The organism is Acetobacterium sp. (genome assembly GCF_039830195.1).
GTDB lineage: Bacteria > Bacillota > Clostridia > Eubacteriales > Eubacteriaceae > Acetobacterium.
In genome coordinates, this window is record NZ_JBDODG010000012.1 from 1 (window position 1) to 16,032 (window position 16,032).

Sequence of the window (16,032 nt, forward strand, 5' to 3'; positions counted from 1 at the left end):
GCTGCTTCCAGCGAGACGACTTCGGCGCTGATTGGACCGTCCACAATGGCGGTGATTTCTGTGATCACTGCTTTAAAATCCCGGCCTTCTCTGGCAATCAGCGACGGGTTCGTGGTGACGCCATCGATGATTCCCAGTTCCTCGGCCTTCCTGATCTCTTCCACATTTGCCGTATCTAAAAAATATTTCATCTGGTTCTCTCCTTGTTTCATCCCCCACCCACCGGTGGAAAAATCAAAACCGCATCCCCGTCCTGCAATGGGGTACCCAGCCCAGCCAGGGCGAAGATCACGATGCCATTGACAAAGACGGCAATTCCCGGATTTAGCTGATGGGCATCATTAAAAATTCGCTTATACAGTACCCGTCCATAAATATTGCATAACTGATCCAGGGCATCGGCAACCGTCGCCCCATTTGACAGAGTCAGGGACTGATTCTTGTTACCACCCATCTGGGCTTTTAAGCCCATGATGGTGGTAATTTCTACGGTAATCATTTGATTGGCGTTTGTGATGCAACCATTTTACAGCAAGCCCCGGGCTGCCAGCAGCGCGGCGGCTTCCGGCAGGTCCAGTTCGACCAGTTTTTCCCGGCTGGGTACGCCGTCCTGACCCCAGTTTCGGGCTTCATAATACTCGTCGAGCATCAGGTCCAGATCTTCCTGAGAAATCCGCTGGCCACTGGAGCCACCGGCCTTGATGGTTTCCTCGATGATCCGTTTGGGGAAGGTATCGTCGGCCCGGGTAAAACCGGCCGAGATATTAAAGACCCGGGCCAGATTATTGACCCGTTCCCCGACCTTGCCAACATCTTCCTTGGTCAGGGCAATGCCGCTGGCACTGCTGACCAGATCGGCGGTGTTTTGCTCGGCAATCGCCGGCACGGCCATATCCATCAGAAAACCGCACATCGTCGGGCAGTCGGTGGTGGCACAGCGAATATCCTGGTTCCACTTGGTCAGCCAGCCCTTACCAGCCACAGCAAAGCGGTCATAGGCGTTGGGCACCGGTATCCCAAAGACTTCCTGGAAAGCATAGCCGCGGTTATGGTCAGCCCCGGTATAGCTGGTGGCAAAATTAAGGCCATGTGCCTTGGCGCCCCGGGGATCATAGGCCGGCAGTTCCAGTCCTTTAATGTGCATGGCAAAATAGCCGGCGTCACCACGAACCTTGTCAGCCATGATCCGGGAGCCGTCACACAGCAGCGCACCGATGCCCTCGCGCCGGAAAGCGATTTCCTCAATCAGCTGGGTCACCACCTGATGATTGCCAAAGCGCAGATCAAGCCCATTGGTGTCCGCGGCGGTCAGCATCCCCCGCTCAAACAGCTCCATCGCAAAGGCGATCGTGACGCCCACCGACATGGTGTCCAGGCCATACTTGTCGCAGAGCATATCATTATAGATAATGCTGTCAACACTTTCGACACCCACGACACTGCCGAGGCTGTAATAGGTCTCGTATTCGGGATCCGACATGCCCCCTTCATAGGCCCGGCCCTGGGCCAGTTTCAGCTGAGTACAGCCCACCGGACAGCCGTAGCAATGTTCACTGCCCTTGTTGCGGCTGATGCTGGCTTCCACCCCAATGGCTGTCGAATAGTCCTTTTCGCCGGTGTTGCGATAGTTTTCTGAGGGAAAAATACCCATCGCCGAGGTGGCTTCCACCACCATCGGCGTGCCCAGTTTGGAAAACTCCGGATAAAGCACCGGGCTTTGTTTCATCGCATCCAGCATGAATTTCCGGGCTGCTTCAAAGGCTTCCGGGTTGGCCAGCGGTACCTGACCGCTACCGCGGATGGCAATCGCCTTGAGGTTCTTGGACCCCATCACCGCGCCCACTCCTTTGCGGCCAAAGGCCCGGCGTTCATTGATGATCGCCGCCATTTTCGACAGGTTTTCGCCGGCCTGGCCAATACAGGCAATCCGGGTATTATGATCATTTACATCCTGCTTAATAATACTCTGGGTGATTTGGGTATCCATACCCCAAAGTTTTGCAGCATTTTTGATGGTGACCTTGTCGTCTTTAATATGAAGATAAACCGGGGTGTCCGATTGTCCCTCAATAATCAGTACATCGTAACCGGCAAATTTCAGTTCCACCGGGAAGTAGCCGCCGGACAGGGACATCCCCACCGCTCCGGTCAGCGGTGATTTGGTGGTTACCGCCATCCGGCTGGCACAGGGCGCCGGGGTACCACTCAGCGGACCCGGTGCAAAAATCAGCTTGTTATCCGGCCCCAGCGGATCAACATCACCGGGGACCTCATCAAACAGGTATTTAACCCCAAAACCGGCGCCGCCAATATAATCTCTGGCAATCGCTTCCGGTAAATCTTCAACCGTTACTGTTTTTGTTGTAAGATTTACCCGCAACACTTTTCCCATATAACCGCCCTGAAACATTTCACTACCTCCTAGTAATCTAAAAATGACTAACCATATCATTTTTGTATTCGTTTCTGATCAGGTACTTGATAACGTTATCATATCACTTTAGAAAATTTTAAGCAATATCCTGATTTAATCACAACTAAAATTTAAGCTCGCTTTTATATGACCGTCCTGTTTAATTCTAAACATCGTTTGCTAAAAAAATCAGTGACACTGCTTGCCCCGCCGTTTAAATTAATTATAAGTAATTTACGAAATAATTATTGAGTTTAGAACCGAACTATGTTATTCTTTTGTCTTGTGTTAAATATAATGAAAGGAGGTAATTTTCATGTCAAATCATTCAAACATCGCCAATCCATCACCCCTTGGCCTTTTAGGCTTTGCGATGACCACCATCCTGCTGAATTTGCACAATGCTGGTTTTATTCCACTTTCAATCGTTATTATTTCAATGGGATTTGCGCTTGGTGGTGCCGCTCAAATCATTGCTGGCGTCATGGAGTTCAAGAAAAACAATACTTTTGGAGCAACAGCCTTTACTGCTTATGGCTTTTTCTGGTGGTCACTGATCATCATCTGGATCAAACCATTTCCTGGAATCGAAGCAGCCGATCCACTCAGCATGGGCTTTTATTTAGGACTATGGTGTCTATTCAGCTTTTTTATGTTTATTGGTACGCTCAAACATAATCGGGCTACTCAAATTGTATTTGGTTCACTAACGGTGCTATTTTTATTACTGGCCGCAGCAAACTTCACCGGTTCAGAATCGATCCATACGATTGCTGGATATGTTGGAATCTTCTGTGGACTTTCAGCGTTTTACAATGCCGTCGGACAGATTCTTAATCAGGAATTCGGTAAGACAATCCTGCCATTATAATTATTTCTCAAATTTTCTTACCAAAAAGGGCTATTACATTTTTGTAATAGCCCTTTTTTTGATGACCCCTTGATTGATCAACGGTATTTACGCTAAAAACTGCTGCCAGGTTGTTTCAAAAATTCGATTTCTGCCGGGGTGGACACACGCTTTAGCATCACGTTGCGATGAGGATAGCGGCCAAATTGATCAATGATCTGCTTGTGCATGATTTCGTATTCCAGTGTCGTCGGATCACCCAGCTCTTCAAAAAGAACCACGGCTGTTTGATGAATGCCGGCCACTTCCGAATGCATAAAGGGCATCAGGACAAACCGCTGCTGTTCCTGTGACAGTCGGTTAAAATCCGGATGGCGGATGGCTTCCTGAGCCAACATCAGGGCCATCCCATCCTGGGCAAAAGCCTGATGATCTTCCCGGTTTAAGTTTCGGGAAAACTGATCCAGCAGAATGATCTCCGCCAGCCGTCCTTCGATCGTTTCCCGCCAGTCTGATAAAAGACCATTGCAACCGTCACGCCAGAGATCATAGAAATGCTCCCGGATTGATAAGTCAAAGGCATCATTCTTCTGAAACCAGAAAGGCTGGTTTTGGAGATCGAACCAGAAATCCAGCACCGCTTTAGCAGCCGGATGGGTGAGCTTTTGGGGCGCATTAAAGACATGGGCAAGAATTTCGGTTTTTCGGTCAGTACAGGCCTGGTAAAGCGCTAGGGCTTCCGTCTGGTAACGGTTTTTATAGTCATCGTCACGAATCAGCATCAGATTGACATCAATACCAGATTTGGAAGCGGCCGCGGCCGCTTCAGAAAGATAGGCGCCGCCAACCAGATCACCCAGAACACGTGAAAAGCTGCCGTTGATTACTTTTTCAATCTGACCTAGCAGGCTGTGGCAATGCCTGAGAATTTGCAGGAACGGTTCAGTGGCATCTTTCATCGCGACTTCATACGCTTCTCGGTCGTTGACTTTATTTTTTGCTGCCGCAATAACCCGGCCATAAGCTATCATATCTGTATCAGCCAATGCCAGACAGGCCTGGCGTATCTCGGCGCCCAGCACAATCGATTCCGTCAGCAGCGGGTTTTCCCCACTTTTTCTGAGACTGCCATCACAGGACATTTCCAGTAGTGCCGCTGCCATCGCAGCCGCTGTTGCCGCCGCACTACCGGCCGCCGGCCCCGGAAAATCACAAACTGACATTTTTGTCAGATAATCAGCTACTGTTAAATCACTAATTTTATACATTGTTTATCTCCAATCTATCGATTTAATTAGAGTCAGGCACCGTCAAATGGTGTTAAACCCGCCTTTTATTTTTTACTTTTAATTTAACTTTGTTGCCATCCACCGAGATTTCATCAATACTTCTTAAAAAGCTGGAAAACCGACTGAATCCATAATCTTGTATATTAAAATGATTATGCATCGTTTTTAAAGCATCATGTATTTTGGAAAGATTTTCAACCACTCCGCCACTTCTCGTTATCATTTCAATAATTTCGTCTTTAACCGTATTGAAATCCACGTCATTTTTCATCTTTACAAAGACAGTTCCATCTTTTTCTTCAATACAAATTTTCGAAAATTCTTCTCGAATAAAAACATTGAGTTTCGTATAACCATAATTTCTGACATCAAAATCAGTATATAATTTGCCGAGTGATGAACCAACCTGTCCCAGGGAAACATAATCGGCTTCTGCAATCATGTCTAATATTGATTCCTGGATTTGACTGATGGGTGTAACATTTGATTCGATCAGCTCCAGTGTTTTGGTGCTATTTCCATTCTGACGATTCTCGATAGTCGCTTCGATCTTGGGTTCATCAGAAGCAATCAAATCAAGATGAACAAATTTATTACAGGCTTTGGTAAGTGCAAGTGGTGTTTTAGATTCACCCATACCGATGACATACGCTTGCGATTCCCGTAATCTCATTGCCAGTTTGGTAAAATCACTGTCACTGGTTACAATGCAAAATACATCAATATTGTGGGAGTATAGCATGTCCATTGCATCGATAACCATGGCCATGTCAGTTGCATTTTTTCCCTTTGTATAATCAAATTGTTGAATCGGCTGGATTGAGTATTCCAGTAAAATATCTTCATTCCACCCATAAGTTCTTTTCCAGTTACCATAAATTCTTCTGATTGACACCGTGCCAAAAGCATTTAGCTCGTCAAATATGCTTTTCACATACTTTGCACTGACATTGTCGACATCAATCAATAACGCGATATTGTTTTCGTTCAATATATTCCTCCATTAATTTTTCTTATCAGTGAAGTGGGCCTGGCACTTCAATATTATCAAATTTTTATTTTTTATCCGTTCCATTATTATAACCATAATAACATATAATTACCGAAAAGACTCTGTTAATAACGATGAAAGTAACCGACTCAATGTATTTTTTCCTCAACCTGGGATATCTCGAACCAGACAGAAAAAGTATTATCCGGTAACGAATCCAGGGAGTTTTGCAAGAAACTGTGCCCGAATTGCATCAAAACGAAAAAAACTGGTTTTAATTTAAAAAATGCCTTAGTATATAGCGTGTAGGAGGGAAACGCATGAAACTCATATTTAAAACTGATCCCAACATTGCTGCAGAAACGGCGCTTATTTTTACGCATCCACAGGAACCGGAGATAAAACAACAGATTGAGACGGCCATTCAAATGAATGAAAAAACCATCACTGCACTTACTGCGTTGAATAACCGGAATATCCAGTTACCGATCCGGACAATCCTGATTGTCGAATCAGAAGAACGCATGTGCAATTTACGTCTAAAAACCGGTGAGTTGTATTTATACCCCAAGCGGCTAAAATATGCAGAGGCCGATTTCATTAACAATGGTTTTATCCGGATCAACAATCAAACGATCGTCAATATCAAAGAAGTAAAACAATTTGCACCCACAACAAATGCCAGAATTGAAATCACATTAAGTGATGGTTCCACATATTTTATCAGCCGGCATTACATTAAAAATTTTAGGAGGGCTCTATCATGATAAAAGATTTAAAACAATCATTCTTTCAGGTATTCGCAGTTACATCGGTCTGGGTAACACTACTACTCACTATTTTCTTTAACGGTCAAACCATCGCCTTGAATTATCTGTGGAACTTAATTGGCATTTCCACTATTTGCGCACTTTTATTTGGTGTTATTTACAGTGGTTTGTGGAACTATCTTACCTTTAAACCAATTACCAATATTCTGCTTACTTCATTTTTGAATATCGCAGGTGGCTTAACCGCCGTTTGGCTGTTTTCTTCTGAAATGTTTAATTTTATTGCCCCCTGGATTCCCGGCATGATGATTCTTTCGCTCATATTACACACCTTAGCTTTCTATGTGTATGCAAAGATAGACGCTAAAAAAAGTGCTGCAGAGCTTAATGACCTGGTAAAAAACAAAAATTAATACCAGCCATTCGCCTGCACATGAACAGCAAATTAAAAAGCCTTCCTGAGACAAAACAGTAACTGTCACAGGAAGGTTTTTTCAGGGTTAGATGCGATTTTCTCACACGCAAACAATCTGGTTTTTGCCCGTTTTTTTTGCGAGATACATGGCATCGTCAACGATTCTAAACAAACTTTGTGCTTCACAATTTGCCTGGGCACCGGAAATACCAATGCTTAAAGTAATCTCAGTCGCTATCTGGTACTCCCCATTTTGGACCGCTTTCCTGATCGATTCTCCGATGACCATGGCCCTGTCTAATTCTGTTTCCGGCAGCAGAATGACAAACTCATCGCCACCCCATCGCGCCACAATATCAGTTTTTCTTACTGCTTTGCGAATTGTTGCCGCGACTGATTTTAAGATTTCATCCCCGATCTGATGACCGTATTGGTCATTGATACTTTTAAAATCATCGATATCCATTAACATCAGGGTATAATCGCGCTTGAAGTTCTTAAACCTGGTCTGCTCGTTGATTAATGCTTCTTCAAAATAATGCCGGGATGATAGTTGCGTCAAACGATCCCGGTTAATCAAATCGGTTAGTTCGTCATAGGCTTGTTTTAAACTTTTTGTGCGTTGTTCCACCAATTTTCTGAGTAAATGGGTCCGTTCTTCCAGTTCTTTCAGCGGAAAGGACTCATCACTTTCATGCACATCAGTAGGAAAAGAAAGGTGCATGCCAACAATTTCCACCTTTTTATTGTCGCGGTGCATGACCAGCAGTAACCGTAAATTATTGAACTTAATCGTTTGCTCAAGAATCACGGTTTCCAGATCCAGTTCCGCCGCCACCAGGGCATTGTTTGAATCAATCAATTGAAATTCCTGCTGATGAAAGTGGGCCTGAATTTGGTTGGGGGCCGATTCAATGTCTTTTTCATACAGCAATAAAGCTTCTGCGAGACTGTAAGATCTTTCATCCAAACCCGTCCCATAACCACAGAATGATTTGGCGAACAAGGCTGCTGTTTTAGTCAGGTCGCGTTCCGTCAGATAAGCGTTGATATATTGGTCGAAGTGATTTTTGAAGGGGGTGATATTTTCATCTTTTATCGTATCATTCATCATAGACCTCCAGTTAAGCTGAATCAGGCAGCGCCAGTTTTATAACCATTTTTTTTATGATTGTTTTTTTCTTTATTTTTGTAATATAATAAGGCTAGTCACTAATATTATCAGACAGAAAGGATTACTCAATTGAAGACACTCATCTATAATAATATTTTAGAAACGATCGGCCATACCCCGATGGTTCGGATAAATCATTTAAATCCCAACCCTAATGTGGAAATTCTCGCCAAGTTCGAAGGCTTTAACCCAACCGGCAGCATCAAGGACCGGATTGCCCTTAAAATGGTGGAACAGGCCGAGGCTGAAGGCGTTTTAACCAAAGACAAGATCATCATTGAACCGACCAGCGGCAATACCGGGATTGGTTTAGCGATGATCGCTGCCGTCAAAGGCTATCAACTGGAAATCGTCATGAGCGAAGCCGTCTCTATCGAACGCCGCAAAATGATTCAGGCCTTTGGTGCCACCGTTACCCTGACCTCGCCCACCGAAGGAACTGATGGCGCGATTCGCAAGGTGCGGGAACTCATAGCCGCATATCCGGAACGTTATTTTAATCCTGATCAATTCAGCAATAAATATAATAAGCTCGCCCACTATTCCACCACGGCCGAGGAAATCTGGGAACAAACTGAGGGGAACATTACTCACGTGGTTTCTTCTTTAGGTACCTCCGGCACCATTATGGGGGTTGGCATGGGCCTTCGCCAGCACAATCCGGACGTTAAAATTGTGGAAGCCCAACCGGTCCTTGGTCATTACATCCAGGGCCTTAAGAACATGGAAGAAGCCATTGTTCCAGCCCTGTATCAACCCGATGCCATTGACGAACATATCATGGTTGAATCGGAGATCGCTTTTGATTTTGCCCGACAAATCGTCAAAAAAGAAGGGATCTTCGTGGGCATGAGCAGTGGCGCGGCAATGTATGCCGCTACCGAGGTGGCCAAAAAAATTGATTCCGGTGTAATCGTGGTGATCTTCCCGGACCGCGGCGAAAAATATCTCAGTACCGATTTATTTAAACTGTGAGGCTGTCGATAAACTACCGTACCGACCAATTGTTAATCTGTTGTTCGCCGCGGAATCGGACAGGCGATGCCGTGTCCGCTCCGATGCGTACAACATGATGTAACAATTCTCGGCACTGGGTTATCTTTTTTGACAGTCTGGTAGCGGCCTAGCTGGCCGCTATTTTTATGCCAGATATCCTCATCCCCTTAATCCTTAAGCAGCGGACTCGGGCGACCTTCCCACAACAGATACAAACGATGCAGAGCGCGGGTGCAGCCAATGTAAAGCAGCCGTTTGTCAGCCTCACTGCGGTAATTGGCGGCGTTGACGTCGCAGATAAAGACGGCATCAAACTCCAGACCTTTTGACAGATACATCGGCATGATCGATACGCCCTCGATCTCAGCGACCGTATCATGGCGGATCAGATTGACTGCCATTTTTTTCTTTAAGGCCTCAAAAAGGACCATCGTATTTTTCTGGGTTTTTAAAATCAGCCCGATCGATTGGTATCCATCTTTAACGCATTGGTTGATCGCATCACAAAGTTTTTCAACCAGGCTTTCGGTATCGGTCGCCCCCAGTAGCACCGGCTCAGCCCCACTGCGGTTGAAGCTCTCCACCGGGATAGCATCGTCAATGAATTTTTTACTGAAACGTAAAATCTCGCTGGTGCAGCGATAACTCTTGTTCATCGTCACCAGGGCGCTTTTCTTACGGTTCAAGCGCTCTGTGATCGCTTCATAAAAGCTGAGATCTTCATTTTTGTCCAGGGTCTGATTGATATCCCCCAGAATGGTCAGCTTGGCTTTTAAAAACAGCCGATTAAGAATTTCATAGTGGAGGGGATAATAATCCTGACCTTCATCGATGATCACCTGCTTAATGGAGGCGTATTCTTTGGCACCAAACAACCGTAAGCTCAGATACCCCAAGGCAATGGCATCATCGTAGTTCAGGTTGTGGTGGGCCAGATTTCGTTTGGTCACCGCCAGCATTTTGTCAATGTCATCCGGCAGGGCAATCCCCGCGGCAAGTTTAAAAAAGTAATCGTGTTTCTCAAAAAGCTGCTGGTAGAGATTCAGGGCATCGATTTCGGCAAAGCGCATCATTTCATTGCGGACCGAACTTTTCAGCGGCCGACGCCATTTTCCATAGACGGTTTCGTTGATCGCCTCTTCCAGATAGCCCAGTTTGGTTTTCAGGGGCGTATCGGGATTAATTTGCAGGCGTCTGATTATTTCAGCCCGGGTAAAAATTGTTTCACCTTTATAACGGATATCCCGGATCTTCATCAAGCGCCGGGGAATATCATCAATGAAACGATCGAGAATTGCAATAAAATCCGCCGAAGCCTTAAATGCCATGCTGTCATTCTTGAGCCGACTCTGGGGGCCATTTGACAAAACTCGTTCCAGAAAAATGTTCTTTGTTTCAAATTTTCGTTCGATCAGATCCTTGAGAATTTCGTCAAAGATGACGGTCCGGACATTTTCTTCGCCCAGTTCGGGAATGACGTTGGCAATGTACTGCTCAAACAGTTTATGCGGCGAGACAATGATAATTTCCCGGCCCTGAAGACGGTCAGATAAGCCCTGGTACATCAGATAGGCCGCCCGGTGCAGGGCAATTGAGGTTTTGCCGCTGCCGGCCACGCCCTGAACAATCAACAGGTCGTTTTCCATATCCCGAATTACCAGATCCTGATCCCGCTGGATCGATTCGACAATGGTTTTCATTTTTGGCGAGGTATTGCTGGATAACAGCTTCCTGAGAAAATCATCAAAGACCTGCAAATCGGCATCAAAAAAGAAATCCAGATGACCCGCGGTGATTTCAAATTGGCGTTTTAACAGCAGCTTGCCTTCAATCCGACCAACCGGAGCATCATACCAGGCATCGCCGGGCGCAAAACGATAGAAAACGCTGGCCACCGGTGACCGCCAGTCATGGATCAGCATTTTATAGGCGTTTTCTTTTTTTAGCGAATGGTGACCAATATAAATTGATTCGGTATGCTCGCTCTCACTGAAGTAAAAATCGATCCGGGCAAAATAGGGCGTGTCGAGAATGTCCCGAAGTTTGGTGATCTTGGCTTCGGTAAATTCATAAAGGGCCGTTCGCTCTGTCACTGGCGCCATCGCCTGGCTCAATTCAACCAGGGCTTCAAAGCCATCAGAACCGTAGAGACTGCCAATCCCGTGGGAAGTACTTTCACGGATTTCTTTTTTAGCGGCCTGAATCATTTCCCGGTTTTTCTCATTCGCATTAATGGCGTCATCCAATTGAAGGCTGGCTTCTACAATGGTTTCCTGCAGTCTTTGTTCTTCAATCCACCAAATGTTGTTATTATCATTCATTAAACATACCCCTTTATCTAAATCAGCAATGCCCGTGCAAAGCTTAGCTTGATATTTTACCACAACCCGGTACTTTCGACCAGTCATGTTGTTTTTGGGGTTTTATGATACTCACGAGTTAAGTTAATTTGAGCCCAGGTCTGATCGCCGCCATCATTTCCGGAATCTGCTACTTCGTTGCGTTTGTCTGCCAGATCGCCACCCGGTCATCCGGGGCAACATACATCTGATCGCCTTCTTCAATCTCATAGCTGTCATAAAATGCATCAATTGAGCTGAGTACGGCATTAACCCGGACCGGCGCCGGGGCATGGACATCGGTCAGTAAATAGTTCTTTTCCAGATCCGGAGTTGAGAGTTTGGCCCAGATCGTGGCCCAGCTGCTATAAACATCGGTCAGGGAGTCGCCCTGTTTTTGTGCCACCGCCGTCACCGTGGTCAAGGCCCCCAGATCGGCAATGTTTTCTGACAGGGTCAGGGTGCCATTAACCGACTCTCCGGTTGAAATGGTATAGTTCCCATAATAGTCAATGATTTTCTGGGACAGTTCATCATATTTTTGATACTCGGCCTCCGTCCACCAGACATTGTAATTGCCCTTCTCATCATATAACGAGCCGCTTTTATCAAAGGCATGACTGATTTCGTGGGCAATGACAGCGCCGATGCCGCCCAGGTTTTGTCCATTGCTTTGATTTTCATCAAAATATGGCGCTTGTAAGATGGCCGCCGGAAAGACGATTTCATTATTGGCCGGATTGTAGTAAGCATTAACTTCCTGGGGCGTCATATACCATTGCTCCCGGTTGACACCTTTTTTATATTCATCATCGTCATATTGGCGGGTCGCCTTCATCAGGGCCACTACATTGGCCAGATAAGTGCCGCCGTCTTGCGGCGCGGTCACCTGGAGCCTGTCGCCAATGGTTGGCCACTGATCGGGATAACCAATTTTTAAATCCATGGTATCCAGCTTCAGAATCGCTTTTGCTTTGGTCGCCGGGCTCATCCAATCCTGGGCGTTGATGATGTCCTTGTACTCATCCATGATCGTCGCCACCATCGTCTTAACATCCTGCTTGGCTGCTTCATTAAAGTATTTTTCGGCATAGATCTTGCCAAATTCCCATTTTAGCAGGCTTTCCACCTCGTCAAAGGCCAGCCGCTGATCGGTTTTTTTCTCTGTTGAGCCATCCAGTTTCATGGCCATCTCCAGTTTAAGATCCCGGTAAGCGACCGGAGCATAGTCGGCCAAATCATTTAAGACGACAAATTTCGTATACTCTTTCAGCACCGGCAGGTTTTCTTCGGTCAACATCGCATTGATCTGTTTGATGGCCTCCACTTCAAAGACCACATAGTGATCCTCGCTGCCAAGCCCTTGGGCGGCCAGATACTTCGCCATATTAATATTGCCATAAAGAGCCAGCAGTTGATCATAGCTATAGACATTATAGTAGCGCTCCGGGTCATAAAATTCCTCCGGTGCTAAGGCCTGGGCAGCCACAGCGCTGGCAAAAGTATAAACCGCTTCGGCATTTTTCCCGGCGGCCTCTTTATCCTCACCGCTAAGCACCAGCATATCCCGGATGTACCCTTTATAGGCGTCGCAGTATTCCTTCATTGATGGGTCTTCCATGTATTCTTTGCCGATTAAGGCATCCATCGACTCAAAGCCCACCATCAGCGTGTCCGAATTCATATCATCCTGATAATAATCGTAACGAATCAGGCTGGACTGGCCGACGGCCGACAGGTTGCTCAATCCCTCCAGATACTCATCCAGATTTCGGGCTGATTCAATCTTTTCCAGATACGGTGTCACCGCGGTCAGACCCTGGGCGTTGCGCGCGTCGAGATCGATGGCACAGGCATACAAATCGCTGATCTTTTGCTCACTGCTACCCTGAAGATAGGTTTTACCGCTGGTTGACAACTCACTGACAATCCCCTGTAGCTGGCTTGTTGTTTTTTCATCTAATTCATAAAAATAGTCCCATTCTCCTTCGGTTGCCGGAATCGTCTTTTCCGCCAGCAGATCATAATTAGTGGCGCCATAAAAGTCTTCGGACACACTTGGTTTAACTGCTTTTCCGGCCTGTGAATTGGCACAACCAGTGAAACTGATAAACGCCAGGACAACCATCACCAGGGCTAGTTTTTGCATAACTTTATTGTTTTTCATTTCATCTCCTTATTGGGGAATCATTTCGTATAAAACTTGGTACCGTTTACGTTATAACACCGCACGGTGGCTCCGACTGCCTAATCGATGGTCTGAACCTCAACGGGAATCCACATTTTGGGATTGTAATTAAGGGTGTATTTATATTTCGAAACATTGTTCTCACCTAAATCTTCCAACACATAAGTAACGTTGTCACTTAACCCGATATAATGCTTTTTGTAACTGCCGTCCTCATCTTCAACGATGACTTCCAACTGATTGTCTTCGGTGTCGGCGGTAATTGACATTTTGCCGGTCATTTGAAATAAAACGTCGCCCTCAATACAATTGATCACCGTCAACTGTCGGATCACATTAAAGTTATCAGCCTGTTGCGACAAATTGTAAGAAACTTTTTCGGCTTCACTTTCGCAACCAGTCAGCAGCAGCAAGCCCATCAGGGCTATCATTAATACTATTTTTTTCATAAAATCTTTCCTTTCACTTTTTAAAAATTTCGATCGCATCATCATCTAAATCATTTAATTTTTTTAGTTAAGGGTGCCTGGCGTCCAGCCTGATCCAATGATTCTCCAAATAGACGGCATTATAGGCATGGACACAATACCCCAGGGAGTCATCGTCAGCCAGAGTAAGATGCTGAAAACAAAAGCCGGTGGAGATCGCTTGGGATCGCAACAGAGCGGCCAGCAAATTAGCTTTGGCATGACAAATACCGGTCTGGTGGATCAGCACATCCGAAGCCTTTGCCGTAATCACCTGGGCATTGCAGTCAAACGAATGGGGAATTCCATCCCTGACAAATGCATAGGCTGCTCTGGCCTTGTCAACATCATTCATCACCACTGTAAATAACTGCTTCGTTTTATTGTGGATGGCCATATGATGAAAATCAATCATGTCCGTTGCTAATAAAAATTTTTGCGTCATTGTTCATTTCCTTTCGAGTTGGTCAGGGCCTGTCGCCACATTAGGCGGATTATTCCCTGCCGATCTCACTTTTTGCCGACACGCTGATAAGCCAGCCGTTCGGCCCCATTCTTAAGATAAATCAGGCCACAATAGGTGAAGCCATTTTTAGCGAGGACATGCTGCATGACACGATTGTCCCGATGGGTATCAATCCTAATATTGGGACAGGTTTTTTCGCACCAGTCAAAAATCGCTCCGGTCAGTCCGGGAATATTGCCGGCACTGGCCATCAAATATCCGGTCGTAGTCGGAATCACCTTCCCGCAGCAGCACGAACACCGCCTCAATCCGGCCGTCAATGACACAGACATAACTGATCTGCTTTTGGATGTCGTCCGCAATCAGGCTCTGTTGAGGATGACCATCAGCCCATTGATGGGGGTTTCCCGTCGCCGCCATCATGGTGCGGGCATGGCTGTAAATTTCTTCGATCACCGGGATGTCTTCTGTTTGGGTATGTCGAAACTGCATTTTTCGACCCTCATCATCATTTTGCAGATCCATATCGTACCTCCGTTAAAAATAATAAATTCAGTGTGCTGATACCGTGGCTCTGGAACCGAGAACCATTAATAATTCTCTTTTTAAGTTAAGTGTGCCTGGGATGGGGGCTATCATTCCTATTCTTGTCATGATATTTCCTCCTTTAAATCAGTTGAATCAGTTGCCTTTGAAAAAAGTTCAACGTATCTTGAAATTTGTTCTTCAAGACGGCTCAGGCTCATTATCCCCGCTTCCCGCAGGGTTTCCTTTTCCTGAATAAACAGGATGACTGCCGGTGCCGTAAAAACACTAAAACTTGCGGAAAGAGCAGGCGATTTTTGGATATCCACTTTAACCGCAGAAATGTCGGGATAGTTGCCGAGCATCTGATCAAGTTTGGGCAGCAGATCGCAACAGACACTGCAGATATTGCTGCCAAAGTAAACCAACAACATGTCATTTTCCTTTTTTAAAGCATCGATTTCAGTAATTGAGTTAATTTGTTTCATCGCTTCCGCCCCTCTTCTATTAATTTTCCGGCAAACTATTTTATCTGTTCCAACTGGGTTTTTCTGGGATAAAAACCAAAACGCTCATAGAAGCTGAAAGCTTTTTCATTGCCGACCGCTACCGACACGATTTTTGTGCGCGCCCCCATTTCATCCATCCAGGCAATGGCATTGCTTAACAGCGTTTCACCGAGGCCCAGCCCCCGATAGGTTTCCAGAACATAGAGAGATTCTATTTCAGCATCGCCAGAAAATTCGACCCGGGAAATACAGTAGCCGACACTTTCGGCAGTTTCCTGATCCACCGCAATTTCAATTCGCAGCTGGCCATTTTTGGCCTTCAGGAGCAGATTTTTTTTACGCATTTCGAAAGTGACGTTTTCATAGTGTGATTTAAAATTCACGGCAGCGTCACGATGATGCCGGTTCAGCGCTTCCCACAGCATCTGGATGTCATCCAGCAACGATTCATCGCCGCTGCGATAGGTAATGGTTGACGTATGATTTTTTTGATGTTTCATCGGGTTTTTCTCCTTGTTTATGAATCCGATCGTTGATAACCCCGGTGACAAGTCAAGGGTGCCGGGTACCGGGCCTCATTTAACAGGGAATCGATCTGGCCGATTGGGAGCTCGATTAATGGAGAGCCCTGAGCTTTGTG

At 45.9% G+C, this 16,032-nt stretch carries 18 protein-coding genes; 4 read left to right on the forward strand and 14 right to left on the reverse strand.

Annotated elements, in window-relative coordinates; translation table 11 throughout:
- From ABGU93_RS04865 to ABGU93_RS04875, 3 genes are all read right to left on the reverse strand, one after another.
- The coding region (locus tag ABGU93_RS04865; protein ID WP_347412368.1) for a transaldolase family protein at positions 1-191 on the reverse strand (191 nt) is incomplete at its 3' end.
- A gap of 17 nt (positions 192-208) precedes the next feature.
- Positions 209-499, reverse strand: coding sequence for a MoaD/ThiS family protein (locus ABGU93_RS04870; protein WP_347412369.1), 291 nt, complete (start codon positions 497-499; stop codon positions 209-211).
- A 27-nt stretch (positions 500-526) separates the two neighbouring features.
- Positions 527-2,410, reverse strand: a complete 1,884-nt coding sequence (locus ABGU93_RS04875) for an aldehyde ferredoxin oxidoreductase family protein (protein WP_347412370.1) — start codon at positions 2,408-2,410, stop codon at positions 527-529.
- Between the two features lie 319 nt (positions 2,411-2,729).
- On the opposite strand from ABGU93_RS04875, the gene ABGU93_RS04880 reads away from it, so the two are divergent.
- Entirely contained in the window at positions 2,730-3,284 is a 555-nt protein-coding gene (locus ABGU93_RS04880) for an acetate uptake transporter (protein ID WP_347412371.1), read from the forward strand.
- 92 nt (positions 3,285-3,376) lie between these two features.
- Here ABGU93_RS04880 and ABGU93_RS04885 read toward each other — a convergent pair whose 3' ends face one another.
- The gene (locus tag ABGU93_RS04885) at positions 3,377-4,531 is read right to left on the reverse strand and encodes a DUF924 family protein (RefSeq protein ID WP_347412372.1); all 1,155 of its coding nucleotides are present in this window, start codon (positions 4,529-4,531) and stop codon (positions 3,377-3,379) included.
- A 52-nt stretch (positions 4,532-4,583) separates the two neighbouring features.
- The gene (locus ABGU93_RS04890; protein WP_347412373.1) at positions 4,584-5,543 is read right to left on the reverse strand and encodes an NYN domain-containing protein; all 960 of its coding nucleotides are present in this window, start codon (positions 5,541-5,543) and stop codon (positions 4,584-4,586) included.
- A 320-nt stretch (positions 5,544-5,863) separates the two neighbouring features.
- Between ABGU93_RS04890 and ABGU93_RS04895 the strand changes: the two genes are divergently transcribed.
- On the forward strand, positions 5,864-6,310 hold the full coding sequence (locus ABGU93_RS04895; RefSeq protein ID WP_347412374.1) for a LytTR family DNA-binding domain-containing protein: 447 nt from the start codon (positions 5,864-5,866) through the stop codon (positions 6,308-6,310).
- Complete coding sequence (locus ABGU93_RS04900) at positions 6,307-6,726, forward strand: hypothetical protein (RefSeq protein WP_347412375.1); 420 nt, start codon at positions 6,307-6,309, stop codon at positions 6,724-6,726. Before ABGU93_RS04895 ends, ABGU93_RS04900 begins: the two co-directional genes overlap by 4 nt.
- Before the next feature lie 102 nt (positions 6,727-6,828).
- Here the strand turns inward: ABGU93_RS04900 and ABGU93_RS04905 are convergent, their stop codons facing one another.
- Complete coding sequence (locus ABGU93_RS04905) at positions 6,829-7,839, reverse strand: diguanylate cyclase (protein ID WP_347412376.1); 1,011 nt, start codon at positions 7,837-7,839, stop codon at positions 6,829-6,831.
- 144 nt (positions 7,840-7,983) lie between these two features.
- Here ABGU93_RS04905 and ABGU93_RS04910 point away from each other — a divergent pair, with 144 nt between their 5' ends.
- Positions 7,984-8,877 carry a cysteine synthase family protein gene (locus tag ABGU93_RS04910; RefSeq protein WP_347412427.1) on the forward strand — a complete coding sequence of 298 codons (894 nt, stop codon included), beginning with the start codon at positions 7,984-7,986 and terminating at the stop codon, positions 8,875-8,877.
- A gap of 188 nt (positions 8,878-9,065) precedes the next feature.
- Here ABGU93_RS04910 and ABGU93_RS04915 read toward each other — a convergent pair whose 3' ends face one another.
- From ABGU93_RS04915 to ABGU93_RS04950, 8 genes are all read right to left on the reverse strand, one after another.
- Positions 9,066-11,219 carry a 3'-5' exonuclease gene (locus ABGU93_RS04915; protein ID WP_347412377.1) on the reverse strand — a complete coding sequence of 718 codons (2,154 nt, stop codon included), beginning with the start codon at positions 11,217-11,219 and terminating at the stop codon, positions 9,066-9,068.
- Between the two features lie 169 nt (positions 11,220-11,388).
- Positions 11,389-13,404: a M13 family metallopeptidase gene (locus ABGU93_RS04920; protein ID WP_347412378.1), complete on the reverse strand. Its 2,016-nt coding sequence runs from the start codon at positions 13,402-13,404 to the stop codon at positions 11,389-11,391.
- 80 nt (positions 13,405-13,484) lie between these two features.
- Positions 13,485-13,874 carry a hypothetical protein gene (locus tag ABGU93_RS04925; RefSeq protein WP_347412379.1) on the reverse strand — a complete coding sequence of 130 codons (390 nt, stop codon included), beginning with the start codon at positions 13,872-13,874 and terminating at the stop codon, positions 13,485-13,487.
- A gap of 67 nt (positions 13,875-13,941) precedes the next feature.
- On the reverse strand, positions 13,942-14,337 hold the full coding sequence (locus ABGU93_RS04930) for a transglutaminase domain-containing protein (RefSeq protein WP_347412380.1): 396 nt from the start codon (positions 14,335-14,337) through the stop codon (positions 13,942-13,944).
- 65 nt (positions 14,338-14,402) lie between these two features.
- Positions 14,403-14,609: a hypothetical protein gene (locus ABGU93_RS04935; protein ID WP_347412381.1), complete on the reverse strand. Its 207-nt coding sequence runs from the start codon at positions 14,607-14,609 to the stop codon at positions 14,403-14,405.
- Positions 14,563-14,883 carry a hypothetical protein gene (locus ABGU93_RS04940; protein ID WP_347412382.1) on the reverse strand — a complete coding sequence of 107 codons (321 nt, stop codon included), beginning with the start codon at positions 14,881-14,883 and terminating at the stop codon, positions 14,563-14,565. The genes ABGU93_RS04935 and ABGU93_RS04940 overlap by 47 nt, the downstream gene beginning before the upstream one ends.
- A 125-nt stretch (positions 14,884-15,008) precedes the next feature.
- Positions 15,009-15,371 carry a thioredoxin family protein gene (locus ABGU93_RS04945; protein WP_347412383.1) on the reverse strand — a complete coding sequence of 121 codons (363 nt, stop codon included), beginning with the start codon at positions 15,369-15,371 and terminating at the stop codon, positions 15,009-15,011.
- 35 nt (positions 15,372-15,406) lie between these two features.
- Entirely contained in the window at positions 15,407-15,892 is a 486-nt protein-coding gene (locus tag ABGU93_RS04950; RefSeq protein WP_347412384.1) for a GNAT family N-acetyltransferase, read from the reverse strand.
- Between the last annotated feature and the right edge of the window lie 140 nt (positions 15,893-16,032).

Bases quoted from the DNA above. Each gene is read 5' to 3' on its own strand.
- ABGU93_RS04885 (WP_347412372.1), bottom strand. From the start codon at position 4,531: ATGTATAAAATTAGTGATTTAACAGTAGCTGATTATCTGACAAAAATG.
- ABGU93_RS04945 (WP_347412383.1), bottom strand. From the start codon at position 15,371: ATGAAACAAATTAACTCAATTACTGAAATCGATGCTTTAAAAAAGGAA.
- ABGU93_RS04870 (WP_347412369.1), bottom strand. From the start codon at position 499: ATGATTACCGTAGAAATTACCACCATCATGGGCTTAAAAGCCCAGATG.
- ABGU93_RS04920 (WP_347412378.1), bottom strand. From the start codon at position 13,404: ATGAAAAACAATAAAGTTATGCAAAAACTAGCCCTGGTGATGGTTGTC.
- ABGU93_RS04930 (WP_347412380.1), bottom strand. From the start codon at position 14,337: ATGACGCAAAAATTTTTATTAGCAACGGACATGATTGATTTTCATCAT.
- ABGU93_RS04940 (WP_347412382.1), bottom strand. From the start codon at position 14,883: ATGGATCTGCAAAATGATGATGAGGGTCGAAAAATGCAGTTTCGACAT.
- ABGU93_RS04915 (WP_347412377.1), bottom strand. From the start codon at position 11,219: ATGAATGATAATAACAACATTTGGTGGATTGAAGAACAAAGACTGCAG.
- ABGU93_RS04875 (WP_347412370.1), bottom strand. From the start codon at position 2,410: ATGTTTCAGGGCGGTTATATGGGAAAAGTGTTGCGGGTAAATCTTACA.
- ABGU93_RS04905 (WP_347412376.1), bottom strand. From the start codon at position 7,839: ATGAATGATACGATAAAAGATGAAAATATCACCCCCTTCAAAAATCAC.
- ABGU93_RS04880 (WP_347412371.1), top strand. From the start codon at position 2,730: ATGTCAAATCATTCAAACATCGCCAATCCATCACCCCTTGGCCTTTTA.
- ABGU93_RS04950 (WP_347412384.1), bottom strand. From the start codon at position 15,892: ATGAAACATCAAAAAAATCATACGTCAACCATTACCTATCGCAGCGGC.
- ABGU93_RS04895 (WP_347412374.1), top strand. From the start codon at position 5,864: ATGAAACTCATATTTAAAACTGATCCCAACATTGCTGCAGAAACGGCG.
- ABGU93_RS04935 (WP_347412381.1), bottom strand. From the start codon at position 14,609: ATGGCCAGTGCCGGCAATATTCCCGGACTGACCGGAGCGATTTTTGAC.
- ABGU93_RS04925 (WP_347412379.1), bottom strand. From the start codon at position 13,874: ATGAAAAAAATAGTATTAATGATAGCCCTGATGGGCTTGCTGCTGCTG.
- ABGU93_RS04900 (WP_347412375.1), top strand. From the start codon at position 6,307: ATGATAAAAGATTTAAAACAATCATTCTTTCAGGTATTCGCAGTTACA.